Here is a 17,656-nt window from a genome sequence, read left to right on the forward strand (position 1 = left end):
ATGCTCAAACACGCGGTCATTCCGTTTCTAGTCGGCGCAGGCTTGCTTGCCGGCGCACCCTCTGCCCTCGCGGCGACTAACCTGGTGTTCTGCTCAGAAGGCAGCCCGGCCGGTTTCGACCCAGGCCAGTACACCACCGGAACCGACTTCGATGCCTCAGCCGAGACAGTCTTCAATCGCCTCAGCCAGTTTGAGCGTGGCGGCACTGCGGTCATCCCCGGCCTGGCGACCCGCTGGGACATTTCCGATGACGGCCTGACCTATACCTTCCACTTGCGTGAAGGGGTCAAGTTTCATACCACCGACTTCTTCAAGCCAACCCGCGAATTCAACGCCGACGACGTACTGTTCACCTTCAATCGCATGCTCGACAAGGATATGCCGTTCCGTAAGGCCTACCCCACTGAGTTCCCGTACTTCACCGACATGGGCATGGACAAGAACATCGCCAAGGTGGAGAAGGTTGACGATCACACCGTCAAATTCACCCTCAATGGTGTGGATGCTGCATTTATCCAGAACCTGGCCATGAGCTTCGCTTCGATCCAGTCGGCTGAATACGCCGACCAGTTGCTCAAGCAGGGCAAGCCCGCCGATATCAACCAGAAACCGATCGGCACCGGGCCGTTCGTGTTCAGCAAGTACCAGAAAGACGCGCAGATCCGCTTCAAGGGCAACAAGGAATACTGGCAACCCGATGACGTCAAGATCGATAACCTGATCTTCGCCATCACCACCGACGCTTCGGTGCGCATGCAAAAACTCAAGAAGAATGAGTGTCAGGTCACCCTCTTCCCGCGCCCGGCCGATATCAAGCCGCTCATGGAGGACCCGAACCTGAAGATGCCCGACCAGGCTGGTTTTAACCTCGGCTACATCGCCTACAACGTGATGGACAAGATCAAGGGCAGTGACGAGCCCAACCCCATGGCTCAGCTCAAGGTCCGTCAAGCCCTGGACATGGCGGTGAACAAGCAGCAGATCATCGACTCGGTGTATCAGGGCGCAGGGCAGTTGGCGGTCAATGCCATGCCACCGACCCAGTGGTCGTACGACACCACCATCAAAGACGCCAAGTACGATCCGGAAAAAGCCAAGCAACTGCTCAAGGAAGCCGGCATCAAAGAAGGTACCGAGATCACTTTGTGGGCCATGCCGGTACAGCGCCCCTACAACCCCAATGCCAAGTTGATGGCCGAGATGCTCCAGTCCGATTGGGGCAAGATCGGGATCAGGGCCAAGATCGTCAGCTACGAGTGGGGGGAATACATCAAGCGCTCCAAAGGTGGCGAGAACGGCGCCATGCTGATCGGCTGGAGCGGTGACAACGGTGACCCAGACAACTGGCTCGGCACCTTGTTTGGTTGCGATGCCATCGCCGGCAACAACTTCTCCAAATGGTGTGACAAGCCTTACGACGATCTGATCAAACAGGCCAAAGCCACCTCCGATCAGGCCAAGCGAACCGAACTGTACAAGCAAGCCCAGCACCGCCTGAAAGAGCAGGTGCCAATGACCCCGATCGCCCACTCCACGGTGTATCAACCCATGCGCAAAACCGTACAGGACTTCAAGATCAGCCCGTTCGGCTTGAACTCCTTCTATGGGGTAAGTGTGACCAAATAGCAGCCAACGGGCTCGGCCCCGAGGCGCCATAGGGCACCTGGGGTCCGAGCCCGTTAGCCTGGCAGGTCAACCGCTAGCGCATCGACACGGAAACGTCGCTCCGCTCTATCGGACACCTCCTACACATCCTTGCGAAACCGTACCTCGCTGAATCGCGCTGACGCCCCTACCGTCAAGACAGCGTTGCAAGCGACGCGAGTTGCATGGCTGTGTGCTGTGAACTGATCAAAACAACAAGAAATCAAGGATCGTTATGCGCCATACCCCCGTTTTTGCAGCGTTGCTGGGCCTCGGCCTACTGACGCAGAGCCCTTTGAGCCAGGCCAAGAACCTGGTGTTCTGCTCCGAAGGCAGCCCTAGCGGTTTTGACACCGCGCAGTACACCAGCTCCACCGACAACGACGCCGCCGAGCCGATCTATAACCGTCTGGTCGAGTTCGAGCGTGGCGCCACTGCCGTCCAACCCGCGCTGGCCAAAAGCTGGGAGGTGTCGCCCGACGGGCTGACCTATACCTTCCAACTGCGTGAAGGCGTGAAGTTTCATAGCAACAAGGACTTTACCCCCAGCCGTGAGTTCAACGCTGACGACGTGCTGTTCACCTTCAACCGCATGCTTAATCGCGAGCACCCATTTCGCAAACACTACCCGACCGAGTTCCCCTACTTCGTCAGCATGAGCCTGGACAAGAACATTGCCCAGGTTGAAAAAACTGGGCCGATGACAGTGGTGTTCACCCTCAACAGTGTCGATGCCGCGTTTGTGCAGAACCTGGCCATGAGCTTCGCCGCGATCCTCTCCGCCGAGTACGCCAACCACCTGATGACGTCCGGACGCCCCAGCGACATCAATCAGAAGCCGATTGGCACCGGGCCTTTCGTGTTCCAGCGCTATCAAAAGGACTCGCAGATCCGATATCGCGGCAACAAGGACTACTGGGACCAGGACAAGGTCAAACTCGACCAGTTGATCTTCTCGATCAACACCGACCCGTCAGTGCGCATCCAGAAGTTGCGTAAGGATGAGTGCCAGGTCACCGTCAACCCACGGCCGGCCGACCTTCAAGCACTGAAGAGCGATCAGCAACTGCAGGTGATCGAAAACCCTGGTTTCAACCTCGGCTATATCGCCTACAACGTCCAGCACAAGCCCTTTGACCAGCTTCAGGTTCGCCAGGCCATGGACATGGCAGTGAACAAGGCAGCCATCGTCCAGGCGGTGTACCAGCATGCCGGCCAAATGGCGGTCAACAGCATGCCACCAACCCAATGGTCCTACGATCACAGCATCAAGGACGCCGGCTACAACCCGGACAAGGCCCGTCAGTTGCTCAAGGCTGCAGGCGTCAAAGAAGGCACTGAAATCACCCTCTGGGCCATGCCCGTGCAGCGCCCCTACAACCCCAATGCCAAGCTGATGGCCGAGATGCTTCAGGCCGATTGGGGCAAGGTCGGCCTCAAGGTCAAGATCGTCAGCTACGAGTGGGGTGAATACCTCAAGCGCACCAAGGATGGCGAACACGACATCTCGCTGATCGGTTGGACCGGCGACAACGGTGACCCGGACAACTGGCTGGGTACGCTTTACAGCTGCGACGCCATCGGCAGCAATAACTACTCCATGTGGTGCGACCCGCAGTACGACGAGCTGGTCAAGAAAGCCAAGACCATCACTGATCGCGAGCAACGCACCGTCCTTTACCAGCAGGCCCAGCAGCGCCTCAAGCAGCAGGTGCCCATCACCCCGATCGCCCACTCGACGGTCAATCAACCGCTCAGTGCCAAGGTCGAGGACTTCAAGGTAAGCCCCTTCGGGCGCAACGTCTTTTCTGGCGTAGGCATCGAATAACCCCTGCACGCGTTCCTGGGAGTGCAACCCACTCCCAGGAACGCGTGCAGCTTGAATATGCCCGATTGTCATCGAGCAAACGTTTGCAACCCTTGTTTCACCAAGAAAACGTCAAGCTCACGAGGCCTGACGCTAACAAAAAAAGAAATGAAAGGGAGCTTTACCTTGAGACGAACCACAACCGCCGTACTGGCCCTGTCCATCACAGGGTTGTCCGTCATGTCCCAGGCCGAACCCATCAGCCAGGACGTTGTTCCGATCACCGTCAAGGGCACCAGTGCTCAGAGCGAAGCCACAGGCTTTGTCGAGGGCCAGAGCCTTTCCGGCTCGACCCGCAACTGGTACGCCCGCGAGCGTGCCACCCGCGCGCCGCTCTGGAAGTACTACAAAAGCGATGGCACTCGTCATGACACTCACAGCCGCGATAACTGGGTGCAAGGCACCATCCTCAATTACAGTTCGGGCTTTACCGAAGGCGCCATCGGCTTCGCCACTGAAGTTGCGGCCTACAACGCTATTGCCCTGGAACAGGGACGCGCGGCAGTCGCCGGGCCAAACAACCGCACCCTGACCCACAGTGATGGCGACGTCATTGGCCAGTGGAGCAAGATGGGGCTGGCCAACATCAAGGCACGCGTTTCCAATACAACCTTGACCGCTGGCCGCCAATCAATGGACACCCCGGTCATCGCCTACATCGGCAACCGTGCGTTGCCGTCGAGCTTCCAGGGCGTAAGCATTCGCAGCGAAGAATTCGACAACCTGTCGTTCGACGTCGGCACCTTCGACCGGGTGTCACCGCGTACCGAACAAAGCCTGAGCAAGTTTCGCTCCGAGTACGGCGCCAAGGGTGCGGAAACCGACCGCATCAGCATGGCCGGCCTCAACTACCAGCCCCTGCAAAGCCTGAAGACCAGCCTGTACGTGTCCAAGGTCGAGGACTTCTGGAACCAGTACTACTTCGGCGCTAACCATGTACTGGGCGACAGCTCGGTGCTGAGCCTGACCACCGGTCTGAACTACTACAAAACCAAAGATGAAGGCCGCAGCGAACTCGGTGAAATCGACAACGACACCTACAGTCTGTCGCTGGGCCTGACCCACCAGGCGCACAACCTGTCCTTCTCCTACCAACAGGTGAACGGTAACGAGTACTTCGATTACCTGCATGAAACCAACGCAATCTTCCTGGCCAACTCCCTACTCTCGGATTTCAACGGCCCGAACGAGAAGTCCATGCAGATCGCTTATGTACTGAACATGGCCCAATACGGTGTACCCGGCCTGAAGTTCAACCTGTACAACGCCCGCGGCTGGGACATTGATGGTACCCACTACCGGGGCACTGGCTATGACGTCAAAAACCTCGCCGGCGAGAACCACTATGAGTGGGGCATCGGCACCACGTATGCCGTTCAGAGCGGAGCCCTGAAGGACACCACCATTCGCGCCACCTACACCGCGCACCGTGCCAGTAAGAACCAAGGCGACGGCAGCCTGGACGAGCTGCGTATCGTGACCACCATTCCATTCAACATTCTCTAGCCTCGACCGCCACGGCCGGTTCACTGAATCGGTCGTGACGACTACGCTGGCTTAATTGATAGCAGGGAGGTTTCATGAAATTGCTACCGCTACAGGCTGCCTTGGCAGCCGTCCTGTTGAGTACCGCGGCGGGCCTCTCGGCCAAGCCGCTGGTGGTGTGTACCGAGGCCAGCCCGGAAGGCTTCGATATCGTCCAGTACACCACTGCAGTGACCGCCGACGCTTCGGCCGAAACCGTGTTCAACCGACTGGTCGACTTCAAACCCGGCACCACCCAGATCCAGCCGGCCCTGGCCGAACGCTGGGAAGTCAGCGCCGATGGCCTGACCTATACCTTCCATCTGCGCCAAGGGGTTAGGTTTCATACCACCGACTACTTCACTCCAACCCGCGAGATGAATGCCGACGACGTGCTGTGGAGCTTCCACCGCCAGCTGGACCCGAATCACCCGTGGCATAACAAGACCAGCATTGGCTTTCCGTACTTCGAGAGTATGGGGTTCAAGGACCTGCTAAAGAGCGTCGAGAAGACCGACGATCGTACCGTGGTCTTCACCCTCACCCGCCCGGAAGCCCCCTTCTTGCCAGACCTGGCCATGGCCTTCACTTCAATCTACTCGGCCGAGTATGGCGACCAGTTGCTCAAGGCTAACAAGACCGCCGACCTCAACAGCAAGCCGATTGGCACCGGGCCGTTCATCTTTCAGCGCTATAACAAGGATGCCCAGGTCCGCTACAAGCCCAACCCCGACTACTTCCGTGGCAAGCCACCGGCCGATGCGCTGATTTTCGCCATCGCCAACGACAACAACGTGCGTCTGCAGAAGCTCAGGGCTAACGAATGCCAGGTGGCGCTCTATCCCAAGCCCGACGACATCCCCAGCATCAAGGCTGATCCCAAGCTGAAAGTGGCTGAGATGGAAGCCTTGACCACCGGTTACATTTCCCTGAACACCGAGCACAAGTATTTGAGCGACGTGCGCGTGCGCAAAGCCATCAACATGGCCTTCGACCGCCAGACTCACGTCGACCAATTGTTTGGCAAAGGTAACGCGCTGGTCGGAGTAAACCCTTACCCGCCCACCCTGATGGGCTACAACACCGCCAACCAGAACCCGCCTCGCGACTTGGACAAAGCCCGCGCCCTGCTCAAGGAAGCCGGTGTGCCGGAAGGTACGGTACTGACCTTGTTCACCCGTAATGGCGGCGGCCCGACCAACCCCAATCCGCGCCTGAGTGCCGAAATGCTCCAGGCGGACCTGGCCAAGATCGGCCTTAAAGTCGACATCCGCATCATGGAGTGGGCCGAAATGCTGCGCCGGGCAAAAAAGGGCGAACCCGATATGGTGTCCACTGGCTGGGCCGGCGACAACGGCGACCCGGACAACTTCCTCACCCCGCTGCTCAGCTGTGATGCGGTCAAAAGCGGGGAGAACTATGCACGCTGGTGCAATCAGACATTCCAGGCGTTGATCGACAAGGCTCGGGCCGCAACCGATACGAATGAGCGCGCAGCGCTCTATGTAAAGGCGCTGGCGGTGTACGATGAAGACCAACCGTGGATCAGCATGGCGCATCCGAAGATGTTCACCGCCATGCGCAACAACGTGGAGGGGTACCACATCAACCCCCTCACCAATAACAACTTCGCCACTACCCAGGTGAAGTAGAACAAGAACGACCGCCGGCCCCTATCCGGGTGCCGGTGGCATGCCATACGGCTGATGAGGTACACCAGAAGATGTTTAGTTTTATTGCCCGGCGCCTGGGACTCTTGATCCCGACCTTCTTCGGCATCACCTTGCTGACGTTCGCGCTCATACGGCTGATACCCGGTGACCCGGTGGAAGTCATGATGGGCGAACGCCGGGTTGACCCGGAAATGCACGCCCAGGCCATGGAGCGCCTGGGTCTGAACAAGCCACTGCCAGAGCAGTACCTGGACTATGTCAGCAAGCTGGCCCAGGGCGATCTTGGCGAGTCGCTGCGTACCCGTGAAAGCGTCTGGACCGAGTTCCTCGCACTGTTCCCGGCAACCCTTGAGCTGGCCCTGGCGGCATTGTTCTTTGCCGGCATCATTGGCCTGCTCGCCGGGGTGATCGCGGCCCTCAAGCGCGGCTCGTTGTTTGATCACGGGGTCATGGGCATTTCCCTGGCGGGTTACTCGATGCCGATCTTCTGGTGGGGCCTGATCCTGATCATGTTCTTCTCCGTGAGCCTGGGCTGGACCCCGGTCTCCGGACGTATCGACCTGCTCTACGACATCGAGCCGACAACCGGCTTCATGCTCATCGACACCCTGCTCAGCGATGAAGAAGGCGCCTTCAAGGATGCGCTGATGCACCTGATTCTGCCGGCCATTGTTCTGGGCACCATTCCGTTGGCGGTGATCGCCAGGATGACCCGCTCCTCCATGCTCGAAGTGCTGCGCGAAGACTACATTCGCACCGCCCGCGCCAAAGGCCTGTCGCCAGCACGCGTGGTGTTCGTTCACGGCTTGCGCAATGCCTTGATTCCAGTGCTTACCGTGTTCGGTTTGCAGGTCGGCACGTTGCTGGCGGGCGCGGTACTGACCGAAACCATCTTTTCCTGGCCGGGCATCGGCAAATGGCTGATTGAAGCCATCGGTGCCCGTGACTACCCCGTGGTCCAGAACGGCATCCTGTTGATTGCCTGCCTGGTGATCCTGGTCAACTTCGTCGTGGATATCCTCTACGGCCTGGCCAACCCACGCATCCGTCATCAGCGCTGAGGGCCCCGCCATGACCACTCCACTTGCAAAAGCCGTTACCACTGCGGCCACCGCTGTCGACCAGAGCCTGCTCTACCCGTCTCCCTACAAGGAGTTCTGGCACGCGTTTTCCCGTAACAAAGGCGCGGTCGCCGGGCTGATGTTCATGAGCCTGATCGTGTTTTGCGCGCTGTTCGCTCCCTGGGTCGCGCCGCACAACCCCAGCGAGCAGTACCGCGACTTCCTGCTCACCCCGCCGGTGTGGCTCGAAGGCGGCAACTGGCAGTTCATTCTCGGCACCGATGAGTTGGGCCGCGATCTGCTTTCGCGTCTGATTCAAGGTTCGCGTCTGTCACTGTTGATCGGTTTGTCGTCGGTGGTGATCTCGCTGATTCCGGGGATATTCCTTGGCCTGTTGGCCGGGTTTTTCCCGCGTATCCTCGGCCCCTCGATCATGCGTCTGATGGACGTCATGCTGGCCCTGCCATCGTTGCTGCTGGCCGTGGCCATCGTCGCGATCCTCGGCCCTGGCTTGATCAACACCGTGATCGCCATTGCCATCGTCTCGTTGCCATCTTATGTGCGCCTGACCCGCGCCGCCGTCATGGGTGAGCTGAACCGCGACTACGTCACCGCCGCACGCCTGGCCGGCGCCAGCCTGCCGCGACTGATGTTCGTCACCGTGCTGCCTAACTGTATGGCGCCGCTGATCGTACAGGCCACCTTGAGCTTCTCCTCGGCAATTCTCGATGCCGCTGCCCTGGGCTTCCTGGGCCTTGGTGTACAACCACCAACCCCTGAGTGGGGCACCATGCTGGCCTCGGCCCGCGACTACATCGAACGTGCCTGGTGGGTGGTGAGCCTGCCTGGCCTGACCATTTTGCTCAGCGTGCTGGCAATCAACCTGATGGGTGACGGACTGCGCGATGCGCTGGACCCGAAACTCAAGAATGCCGCCTGAGGAGATTGCCATGTCACTTCTAGAAATCAAGAATCTGAATGTGCGCTTCGGCGATGCCAGCGCGGTGCCGGTGGTCGATGGTCTCGACCTGACAGTCAACGAAGGCGAGGTTTTGGCCATTGTCGGTGAATCCGGCTCGGGCAAGTCGGTGACCATGATGGCGCTGATGGGCCTGATTGACGCCCCAGGGCGCATCACCGCCGACGCCCTCACCTTCGACGGCACCAATATGCTCAAGCTCAGTGGTCGGCAACGGCGCAAGGTGGTTGGCAAGGATATGGCGATGGTCTTTCAGGACCCGATGACCGCCCTCAACCCTAGCTACACCGTCGGCTTCCAGATCGAAGAAGTCCTGCGCCAGCATTTGGGCCTGCGTGGTAAGGCTGCGCGTCAGCGTGCTCTGGAACTGCTCAAGAAAGTTGAAATACCCGCCGCCGAAAGTCGCCTGGACGCCTACCCGCACCAACTGTCCGGCGGCATGAGCCAGCGCGTGGCAATCGCCATGGCCATCGCAGGTGAACCCAAACTGCTGATCGCCGACGAACCGACCACCGCCCTGGACGTGACCATTCAGGCGCAGATCATGGAACTGCTGCTCAACCTGCAGAAAGAGCAGAACATGGCCCTGATCCTGATCACCCACGACCTGGCCGTGGTCGCCGAAACCGCCAAGCGGGTCTGTGTGATGTATGCCGGGCAAGCGGTGGAAGTCGGTCAGGTGCCGGAGCTGTTCGATGTTCCTGCACACCCCTACAGTGAAGCCCTGCTGGCTGCGATTCCCGAACACAGTGAAGGGGCCGAGCGCCTGGCGACCCTCCCCGGTATCGTTCCCGGTCGCTATGACCGTCCTGAAGGCTGCCTACTGTCGCCTCGCTGCCCTTACGTCCAGGACAATTGCCGCCGCCACCGTCCATCCCTCGATCCCCAGGCTCACAGCCAGGTCCGTTGTTTCTACCCGTTGAACCAGGAGGTGGCGTAATGACCGTCGTCCTTACCGCCCGCGAACTGACCCGTCACTATGAAGTTTCCCGCGGCCTGTTCAAGGGGCATGCCCTGGTCAGGGCGCTCAACGGTGTGTCGTTTGAACTGGAAGCTGGCAAAACCCTGGCGGTGGTCGGTGAGTCCGGCTGCGGCAAGTCGACCCTGGCGCGAGCCCTGACCCTGATTGAGGAGCCCTCTTCCGGCTCGTTGAAAATTGCCGGTCAAGAAGTGGCCGGGGCGAACAAAGCCGAGCGCAAGCAACTGCGCAAAGACGTGCAAATGGTCTTCCAGAGTCCCTATGCCTCGCTTAACCCACGCCAGAAGATCGGTGACCAGTTGGCCGAACCGCTACTGATCAACACCCGCCTGTCAAAAAGCGAGCGTCGGGAAAAGGTCCAGGCCATGATGCAACAGGTCGGCCTGCGTCCAGAGCATTACCAGCGCTATCCGCACATGTTTTCTGGAGGTCAGCGCCAGCGCATTGCCCTGGCTCGGGCGATGATGCTGCAGCCCAAAGTGCTGGTGGCCGATGAGCCGACTTCAGCCCTCGACGTGTCGATCCAGGCTCAGGTACTGAACCTGTTCATGGACCTGCAGAAGGAATTCAACACCGCCTACGTGTTCATTTCCCACAACCTGGCGGTGGTGCGTCATGTGGCCGATCAGGTGCTGGTGATGTACCTCGGCCGTCCGGCGGAAATGGGCCCCAAGGAAGATATCTACAACAAGCCGCTGCACCCTTATACCCAGGCATTGCTGTCGGCCACCCCGACTATCCACCCGGACCCGCTCAAGCCTAAGATCAAAATTGCCGGCGAGCTGCCCAATCCGTTGAATCCACCGTCAGGCTGCGCGTTCCACAAGCGCTGCCCATATGCCACTGAACGTTGTGCGTCAGAGGAGCCGGCGTTCAGGCAGGTGGGGACGCGGCAGGTGGCGTGTCACTATGCGGAGCAGTTTCTGTAAGCACCGCAGGGAGAAGCAGCCATCCCTCCAACCAAGACGCCGGCATCAATGATGTCGGCGTCTTGGTTGATCAATGACCAATCAATGCATGAAGATCGCGATCAGAATGATGACCGGAATGGGGACCCCGAGCATCCATAGCAATAGAGAGCGCATGATGTTTATCCTCGTTGGTTGAAGCGTTATCGAATCGGTGCGCCGACGTGCCTGACGGCAGCGTCTGCAGTGCCATCCAGCCACTGCACTCGGTCGCGTTGACGGCCACCGAACAGTGCCGCGAAACTGGCGAAAAACGCTCCGCACAGCAGGGCAATAAAGGTCCACAACGCGGTCCATGCCGCTGCTTTGGCTGCGGTATCAGCCGCCTGCTGCGCTTGAACTTTGGCTTGCTGGACCTGAGCGAACACTTGATCCACCCGTCCCTCGGCCTCGGCCTGGCTCACATCAATACGCTGGGCCACCAACTGCGCCAGATAAGCGCGGTCGGCTTCTCCCAGTGCGCCACCTTGAGCGATTGTCCTGGCCAGAATGCGCCCCGCCACAGCATTGGCGGCGTCTTCACTGACCGACACCGGGCGATCACTGCGAAACAGGCTGTCGACGAAATAGCCCATGGGGTCAGGCGTGGCCGCAACGCTAGAAACCGCGGCCATTGCATTCACTCCCGTTTTCGCCCCTGCGCTCAGCAGTCCGCCAGCGCTGCCCACAATCAGCATGGCTGCCGCCAGTGTGGCCACCGCCCAGGCGAGGAAGCCGTGGGCCGTGTCGCGAAAATACACTTCATCGCCATGCAGGTTGGCCCATTTCACCCGCAGCCGGCCGGCGATATAGCCACCCAGCCCGGAGGCAAGAATCTGCGTCAGCAGCAGCCAGATGATCGTCGAGATGCCCAGCACTTCGGCGCTGGCGCCTTCGTCCGCCCAGGGTGAGGTGGCTGCGAAGCCCAGCCCCGCGCCAAGGATTACCAGGATCAACGACAGGGCAGCCGCGGCGGCGGCGCCGGCAAAAATCGCCGCCCACGACACGCCCGAGCGATTTGGAGCGTCATTGGCAACGGATGACAGTTCGGCTGAAGTAATCATGAGTGAGCGCCTTTAGTCGTGAACAGCAGGTCCATTCGGCTTGCTCTGAAAGCGGTGCAGGCGTTGTGCCAAATGTGTCAAAAAATATCTTGATGGGTAATCAATGGGTTAAGTTTCGAGGCCTTTCTAGGATCGTGCAAAACACCCGAATGGCTGTTCCTGGCTCAGGGTTTATGCAATGTGTGCTGGCACTTCTACACAGGATCCGTTGGACTTGTTTCAAACCCGGGCCCCCGGCACTATCTCTCAATGACCCTGACCACACTCCCAGACGGCCCTGAACAAACCCCGATCACCGCTGAAACGGTCCTGCGCTACCACCTGTGCTGGAAGCACCGCGATCTCGACGGGGTGATCGCGCTCTATCACCCGGACGTTCAGTACCACGACTTTTTCCAGAACCGCGTGCTCGGCTACGACGAGATACGCGATTACGTACGCGTCTGTCTGCCTCATGAAGCTGGCGAAGACATCGTTCACAGCGACCGCATCCGCGTCGACGGCTGCACTGCGTTCATCCAGTACCAGGTGACGGTCCAAGGCGGCGAAGGCCTGGTGGCGTTCCAGTCCAGCGAAGCCATTACCGTGAAAGACGGGCTGATCTGGCGAGTCAATGAATACGCCACCCTGATTCGCAGAGACAGCAACGGCAGCGCCCGTTCCGGCCCACGCCCGGCCACCAGCCGCCTGGGCCTGTCGCCACGCCAGCTGTCGACCATGGCCCAGGACCTGGAGCACTACTTCCAGCGCCAGCGCCCCTACCTCGACCCGGAGCTGGACCTGCAGCAAGTCGCTGACGCCAGCGGCTACAGCCGCAACCAGATCTCTTACCTGCTCAACCAGGTGCTTGGCCAGAGCTTCTACCGTTACGTCAACCAGGCCCGGCTGCACCACCTGCTCGATGGCCTGAACCAGGCGCCGGCCAACGTCAAGACTGACGACCTGGCGTTCGCCGCCGGTTTCAACTCGCTGTCGGCCTTCTACAAGTGTTTTCGCCAGCACACAGGGCTATCGCCCAAGGCCTGGGTCAAGCAAAACTCTCTGCGTGCACGCAGCTAAGACAAGGCCCCCCGCCAGCTTCTAGGATCGCCTCCAGACCGTAACGGATGTGGAGCCGAACACAATGCAGCCATGGCGCAAGATCAGCCTTTGGATGGACCAGCTGGATGAGAACCTGACACCGCGTCCGGCCCTGCACCAGGACCTGGACGTGGATGTCTGTATCATCGGCGCCGGCTACACCGGGCTGTGGACCGCCTACTACCTCAAACAACAAGCACCGCAGCTGAACATCGCTATCATCGAAGCCAATATCGCAGGCTTCGGCGCCTCCGGACGCAATGGTGGCTGGCTGATGGGCAATATACTGGGTGAGGACCGCCTTCTCGCTGCCAGCTCGCCCGAGCAGCGCCGCGCCTCGTATGACCTGCTGCACGGCATTCCCGATGAAGTGCAGCGTGTGCTGGAGCGCGAGGAGATTGACTGCGATTACCGCAAAGGCGGCGTGCTGTATTGCGCGGCGCGTTACCCCGAGCAGCAAACCACTCTTCGCGCCTATCTGGACAAGCTCTACAAGCAAGGTCTGAACGAAGCCGATTACCGCTGGATGAGTCCGGAGCAACTGTCCCACCAGCTGCGTATCAGAAAACCCTATGGGGCCATCTTCAATCCCAATGTGGCGACCATTCAACCGGCCAAGCTGGTGCGAAGCCTGGCGCGTACGGTGGAAGGTATGGGCGTACGCCTGTACGAGAACAGCCCGGTGATCGACTGGCGTGCCGGAGAAGTGCGCACGGCGCAGGCACGAATCAAATGTCAGTGGGTGGTGCCCGCAGTCGAAGGCTATTCGGTCAATCTACCGCCACTGGGGCATTACCAGATGCCGGTGCAGAGCCTGTTAGTGGCCACCGAGCCGCTGCCTGAGCACTTCTGGGAAAAAATCGGCCTGAACCAGGGTCAGGCTTTTAGCGAAAACAGCCGCCAGGTCACGTATGGACAGCGCAGCGCCGACAACCGTCTGGTATTCGGTGCCCGTGGAGGCTACCGCTTTGCCGGGCGCCTGCGGGAAAACTTCGACCTCACCGACAGCGAAATCGAACTACGTCGCTACCTGTTTGGCGAGCTGTTCCCACAACTCAAGGATGTCGCCATCACCCACGCATGGGGCGGCAACCTGGGCATGGCCCGGCGTTTCCAGCCGCACATGCTCTGCGACCGCAAACAAGGTATCGCCCTGGCCGGTGGCTATGGCGGCGAAGGCGTCGGTGCCAGCAATCTGGGCGGCCGCACCCTGGCCGAGCTGATTCTGGAGCGACGCAGTGAGCTGACCGAGCAACCCTGGGTCCACACCGACAGCACACTGTCGAGCCTCAAGGGCTGGGAACCAGAGCCGTGTCGCTGGCTGGGCTACAACGCCATCATCAAGAGTTTCGTCCATGAAGACCAGACCCTCGCCAACCCGGACAGCGCCCCTTGGCGCCGACGCCTGGCCAGTGGTGTCGCGGACTTCATGGAAGGTTTCATGCACTGACTTTTCGTTCCCCCTGTACAGGATCCACCGGTATGAGCATTACCCAGTTCAAGAACACCGACACTGTCGCGTTGCAAGAATCGAATCCGGTCGCCGTGCCCCTCGGCGAGCCGGTGTCGATCGCTTCGGTGACCGCTGTCGAGCGCAGCGACGGCGTCGAAACCGGCATCTGGGAGTGCACCCCGGGTCGCTGGCGGCGGCAGATTGTCCAGCAGGAGTTCTGCCACTTCATCAAGGGCCGCTGCACCTTCACCCCTGACGGTGGCGAACCACTGACCATCGAAGCCGGCGACGCCATCATGCTGCCGGCTAACAGCACCGGAATCTGGGATATCCAGGAAACCGTGCGCAAAACCTACGTACTGATTTTCTGATCATTTGATCGCCTGCCTCCTTCGATAAAAACAGACAAAGCAAGGAATCCAGACATGCGCCCATTGCTCATCGCCCCATTGTTGCTGGCTAGCGCCGTTGCCCAGGCCGCCGACTCGGTAAAAATCTACAACTGGTCCAGCTACATCGCCCCCGACACCCTGAAGAACTTCCAGCAGGCCAGCGGTATCGTGCCGACCTACGACGTGTTCGACAGCAACGAAACCCTCGACGGCAAGCTGATGACCGGCAACTCCGGCTATGACGTGGTGTTTCCGTCCAACCACTTCATGGCCCGGCAGATCCAGGGCAAGATGCTGAAAAAACTCGACAAGAGTCAGCTGCCCAACTGGCAGAACCTCAATCCGGTGCTGCTCAAGGCCCTGGAGGTCAACGATCCGGGCAACCAGTATGGCTTCCCTTATCTGTGGGGCAGTACCGGCATCGGTTACAACATCGACAAGGTCAAAGCCGTGTTGGGCGACAATGCGCCGGTGGATTCCTGGGACCTGATCTTCAAGCCCGAATACATCAGCAAGCTCAAGAGTTGTGGCGTAGCAGTGCTGGATAACGGTCCGGAGCTGCTGCCAATTGCCCTCAACTACCTGGGCCTGCCGCACCACAGTCAGGACCCGAAGGACTATGAAAAAGCCAAGGAACTGCTGATGAAGGTGCGCCCGTACATCAGCTACTTCCATTCATCCAAGTACACCGGTGACCTGGCCAACGGCGACATCTGCGTAGTGGTGGGTTTCTCGGGTGATGTGCTGCAGGCCAAGAACCGTGCAGAGGAAGCGAAGAATGGTGTGAAGGTCGGTTACTCGATCCCTAAAGAAGGCGCACCGATGTGGTTTGACATGGTTGCCATGCCAGTCGACGCACCGAACGAGAAAGCTGGCTACGCCTACATGAACTACCTGTTGCAACCAGAGGTTATGGCCAACATCAGCGAGCATGTGCAGTACGCTAACGGCAACCTCAAGGCAGACACCCTGGTGGACCCGGCCATGAAGGCCAACACCATGATTTACCCGAGCGACGAAATGCTCGGCAAATTGTATGCATTGGAGGCGATGCCGGCCAAGATTGACCGCATTCGGACGCGGCTCTGGACCAGTATCAAGGCAGGGAACTGAGTAAACGCCATCGCCGGCAAGCCGGCTCCCACAAGGGCTGTGGGAGCCGGCTTGCCGGCGAAGTTTTTAGTGGTGCTCGCGGGTCGCGCGGAACTTCACATCCGGCCAGCGCTCTTCCATCAGCGCCAGGTTGACCCGGGTCGGAGCCAGGTAAGTCAGGTGACCACCGCCGTCGATGGCCAGGTTTTCCACTGCCTTGTTCGAGAATTCCTCAAGCTTCTTCTTGTCGTCACAGCTGATCCAGCGTGCCGACCAGACCGTAATCGGCTCGTAGCCGCATTCGACCTTGTACTCTTCCTTCAAACGGCTGGCGACCACATCGAACTGCAGCACACCAACGGCGCCGAGGATGATGTCGTTGCTGCGCTCTGGGAAGAACACCTGGGTCGCGCCCTCTTCGGCCAGTTGTTGCAAGCCTTGGCGCAACTGCTTGGACTTGAGCGGATCTTTCAGGCGCACGCGACGGAACAGCTCCGGCGCGAAGTGCGGGATACCGGTGAAGCCCAGGGCTTCGCCTTCGGTGAAGGTGTCACCGATCTGGATCGTGCCGTGGTTGTGCAGACCAATGATATCGCCAGCCCAGGCCTCTTCCAGCTGCTCACGCTCGGAGGAGAAGAAGGTCAGCGCGTCGCCAATCCGAACATCTTTACCGGTGCGCACATGGCGCATCTTCATGCCTTTTTCGTAGCGCCCAGAGCAGATACGCATGAACGCGATACGGTCGCGGTGCTTAGGGTCCATGTTCGCCTGAATCTTGAACACGAAACCGCTGAATTTCTCTTCGGTTGGCTCGACGCTGCGCTCGTTGGCAACACGCGGCAGTGGGCGTGGCGCCCAGTCGACGACGGCATCGAGCACATGGTCAACACCGAAGTTACCCAATGCCGTACCGAAGAATACCGGTGTCAACTCGCCGCGCATGAACTCGCCTTGATCGAATTCGTGGCAGGCGCCCTGCACCAGCTCCAACTGCTCGAGGAAGCGCTCGTACTCGTCACCCAGGTGTGCGCGGGCTTCGTCGGAGTCGAGCTTCTCGATGATCTTCACCTCGGTACGCTCGTGGCCGTGGCCTGGGGTGTAGACGATGATGTAGTCACCGGCGAGGTGATACACGCCTTTGAAGTCGCGGTAGCAACCGATCGGCCAGGTGATCGGCGCGGCCTTGATCTTGAGGACTGCTTCGATCTCGTCGAGCAGTTCGATCGGGTCGCGGATGTCACGGTCGAGTTTGTTGATGAAGCTGACGATCGGCGTATCACGCAGACGGCAGACGTCCATCAGGGCGATGGTCCGTGGCTCGACCCCTTTACCGCCGTCGAGCACCATCAGCGCCGAGTCCACCGCCGTCAGGGTGCGGTAGGTGTCTTCGGAGAAGTCTTCGTGGCCCGGGGTATCGAGCAGGTTGATCATGTGCTCGCGATAAGGGAACTGCATCACCGAGGTGGTGATGGAGATACCACGTTGCTTCTCCATTTCCATCCAGTCGGAGGTGGCATGGCGGTCGGACTTTCGCGATTTCACCGTACCGGCAACGGCAATTGCCTTGCCCATCAGCAGGAGCTTTTCGGTGATGGTGGTTTTACCCGCATCGGGGTGGGAAATAATGGCGAAGGTGCGGCGTTTCGCGACTTCGGCGGCCTGGTTGGTCATGGGAAATCGCCTGGCAGGTGATTCAAAAAAAGGGCGCAGATTATAGCCCAAAACTACCCCTGAACTGAACCGTTGGGTGGATTAACGCTGGCTAAATGCCGCTTCAGATGGGAACCTTTACGGCTGTGGAGGCGTCCACTCCCCTGATTCGCAATCGGTTTTTACCGTTCGTCAGGGGTGATTTCACCGGCAACACGAGCCTGACGAGGCTTCGCTTATGGCGTGTTTCG

At 59.6% G+C, this 17,656-nt stretch carries 14 protein-coding genes; 12 read left to right on the forward strand and 2 right to left on the reverse strand.

From position 1 onward, the window contains the following. From CX511_RS21455 to CX511_RS21490, 8 genes are all read left to right on the forward strand, one after another. A complete protein-coding gene (locus tag CX511_RS21455; RefSeq protein ID WP_101292922.1) occupies positions 1–1,626 on the forward strand; it encodes an ABC transporter substrate-binding protein in 1,626 nt (541 codons plus the stop codon). Positions 1,627–1,879: 253 nt separating this feature from the next. Further along, positions 1,880–3,472, forward strand: coding sequence for an ABC transporter substrate-binding protein (locus CX511_RS21460; protein WP_045184703.1), 1,593 nt, complete (start codon positions 1,880–1,882; stop codon positions 3,470–3,472). A gap of 147 nt (positions 3,473–3,619) precedes the next feature. Continuing rightward, a complete protein-coding gene (locus CX511_RS21465; protein ID WP_101292921.1) occupies positions 3,620–5,017 on the forward strand; it encodes an OprD family porin in 1,398 nt (465 codons plus the stop codon). 74 nt (positions 5,018–5,091) lie between these two features. Beyond that, the gene (locus CX511_RS21470) at positions 5,092–6,687 is read left to right on the forward strand and encodes an ABC transporter substrate-binding protein (RefSeq protein WP_045184698.1); all 1,596 of its coding nucleotides are present in this window, start codon (positions 5,092–5,094) and stop codon (positions 6,685–6,687) included. Positions 6,688–6,758: 71 nt separating this feature from the next. Next, positions 6,759–7,769, forward strand: a complete 1,011-nt coding sequence (locus tag CX511_RS21475) for an ABC transporter permease subunit (protein ID WP_045184696.1) — start codon at positions 6,759–6,761, stop codon at positions 7,767–7,769. Between the two features lie 10 nt (positions 7,770–7,779). Then, the gene (locus CX511_RS21480) at positions 7,780–8,709 is read left to right on the forward strand and encodes an ABC transporter permease subunit (protein ID WP_045184693.1); all 930 of its coding nucleotides are present in this window, start codon (positions 7,780–7,782) and stop codon (positions 8,707–8,709) included. A gap of 10 nt (positions 8,710–8,719) precedes the next feature. Further along, positions 8,720–9,688 (forward strand): ABC transporter ATP-binding protein, encoded by a 969-nt coding sequence (locus CX511_RS21485; protein WP_101292936.1) that lies wholly within the window; start codon positions 8,720–8,722, stop codon positions 9,686–9,688. Then, positions 9,688–10,656: a peptide ABC transporter ATP-binding protein gene (locus CX511_RS21490; RefSeq protein ID WP_045184691.1), complete on the forward strand. Its 969-nt coding sequence runs from the start codon at positions 9,688–9,690 to the stop codon at positions 10,654–10,656. The genes CX511_RS21485 and CX511_RS21490 overlap by 1 nt, the downstream gene beginning before the upstream one ends. Positions 10,657–10,838: 182 nt before the next feature. On the opposite strand, the gene CX511_RS21495 is transcribed toward CX511_RS21490, so the two are convergent. Then, on the reverse strand, positions 10,839–11,738 hold the full coding sequence (locus CX511_RS21495; RefSeq protein WP_101292920.1) for a hypothetical protein: 900 nt from the start codon (positions 11,736–11,738) through the stop codon (positions 10,839–10,841). A gap of 249 nt (positions 11,739–11,987) precedes the next feature. On the opposite strand from CX511_RS21495, the gene CX511_RS21500 reads away from it, so the two are divergent. From CX511_RS21500 to CX511_RS21515, 4 genes are all read left to right on the forward strand, one after another. Further along, positions 11,988–12,797, forward strand: coding sequence for a helix-turn-helix domain-containing protein (locus tag CX511_RS21500; RefSeq protein ID WP_101292919.1), 810 nt, complete (start codon positions 11,988–11,990; stop codon positions 12,795–12,797). A 64-nt stretch (positions 12,798–12,861) separates the two neighbouring features. Beyond that, a complete protein-coding gene (locus CX511_RS21505) occupies positions 12,862–14,268 on the forward strand; it encodes an NAD(P)/FAD-dependent oxidoreductase (RefSeq protein WP_045184684.1) in 1,407 nt (468 codons plus the stop codon). 32 nt (positions 14,269–14,300) lie between these two features. After that, positions 14,301–14,642, forward strand: coding sequence for a cupin domain-containing protein (locus tag CX511_RS21510; RefSeq protein WP_045184680.1), 342 nt, complete (start codon positions 14,301–14,303; stop codon positions 14,640–14,642). A 54-nt stretch (positions 14,643–14,696) separates the two neighbouring features. Then, on the forward strand, positions 14,697–15,776 hold the full coding sequence (locus tag CX511_RS21515) for a polyamine ABC transporter substrate-binding protein (RefSeq protein WP_082071347.1): 1,080 nt from the start codon (positions 14,697–14,699) through the stop codon (positions 15,774–15,776). A gap of 66 nt (positions 15,777–15,842) precedes the next feature. On the opposite strand, the gene CX511_RS21520 is transcribed toward CX511_RS21515, so the two are convergent. Further along, positions 15,843–17,426 (reverse strand): peptide chain release factor 3, encoded by a 1,584-nt coding sequence (locus CX511_RS21520; RefSeq protein ID WP_045184856.1) that lies wholly within the window; start codon positions 17,424–17,426, stop codon positions 15,843–15,845. Positions 17,427–17,656 lie beyond the last annotated feature (230 nt).

This window comes from Pseudomonas sp. S06B 330 (assembly GCF_002845275.2).
Lineage (GTDB): Bacteria > Pseudomonadota > Gammaproteobacteria > Pseudomonadales > Pseudomonadaceae > Aquipseudomonas.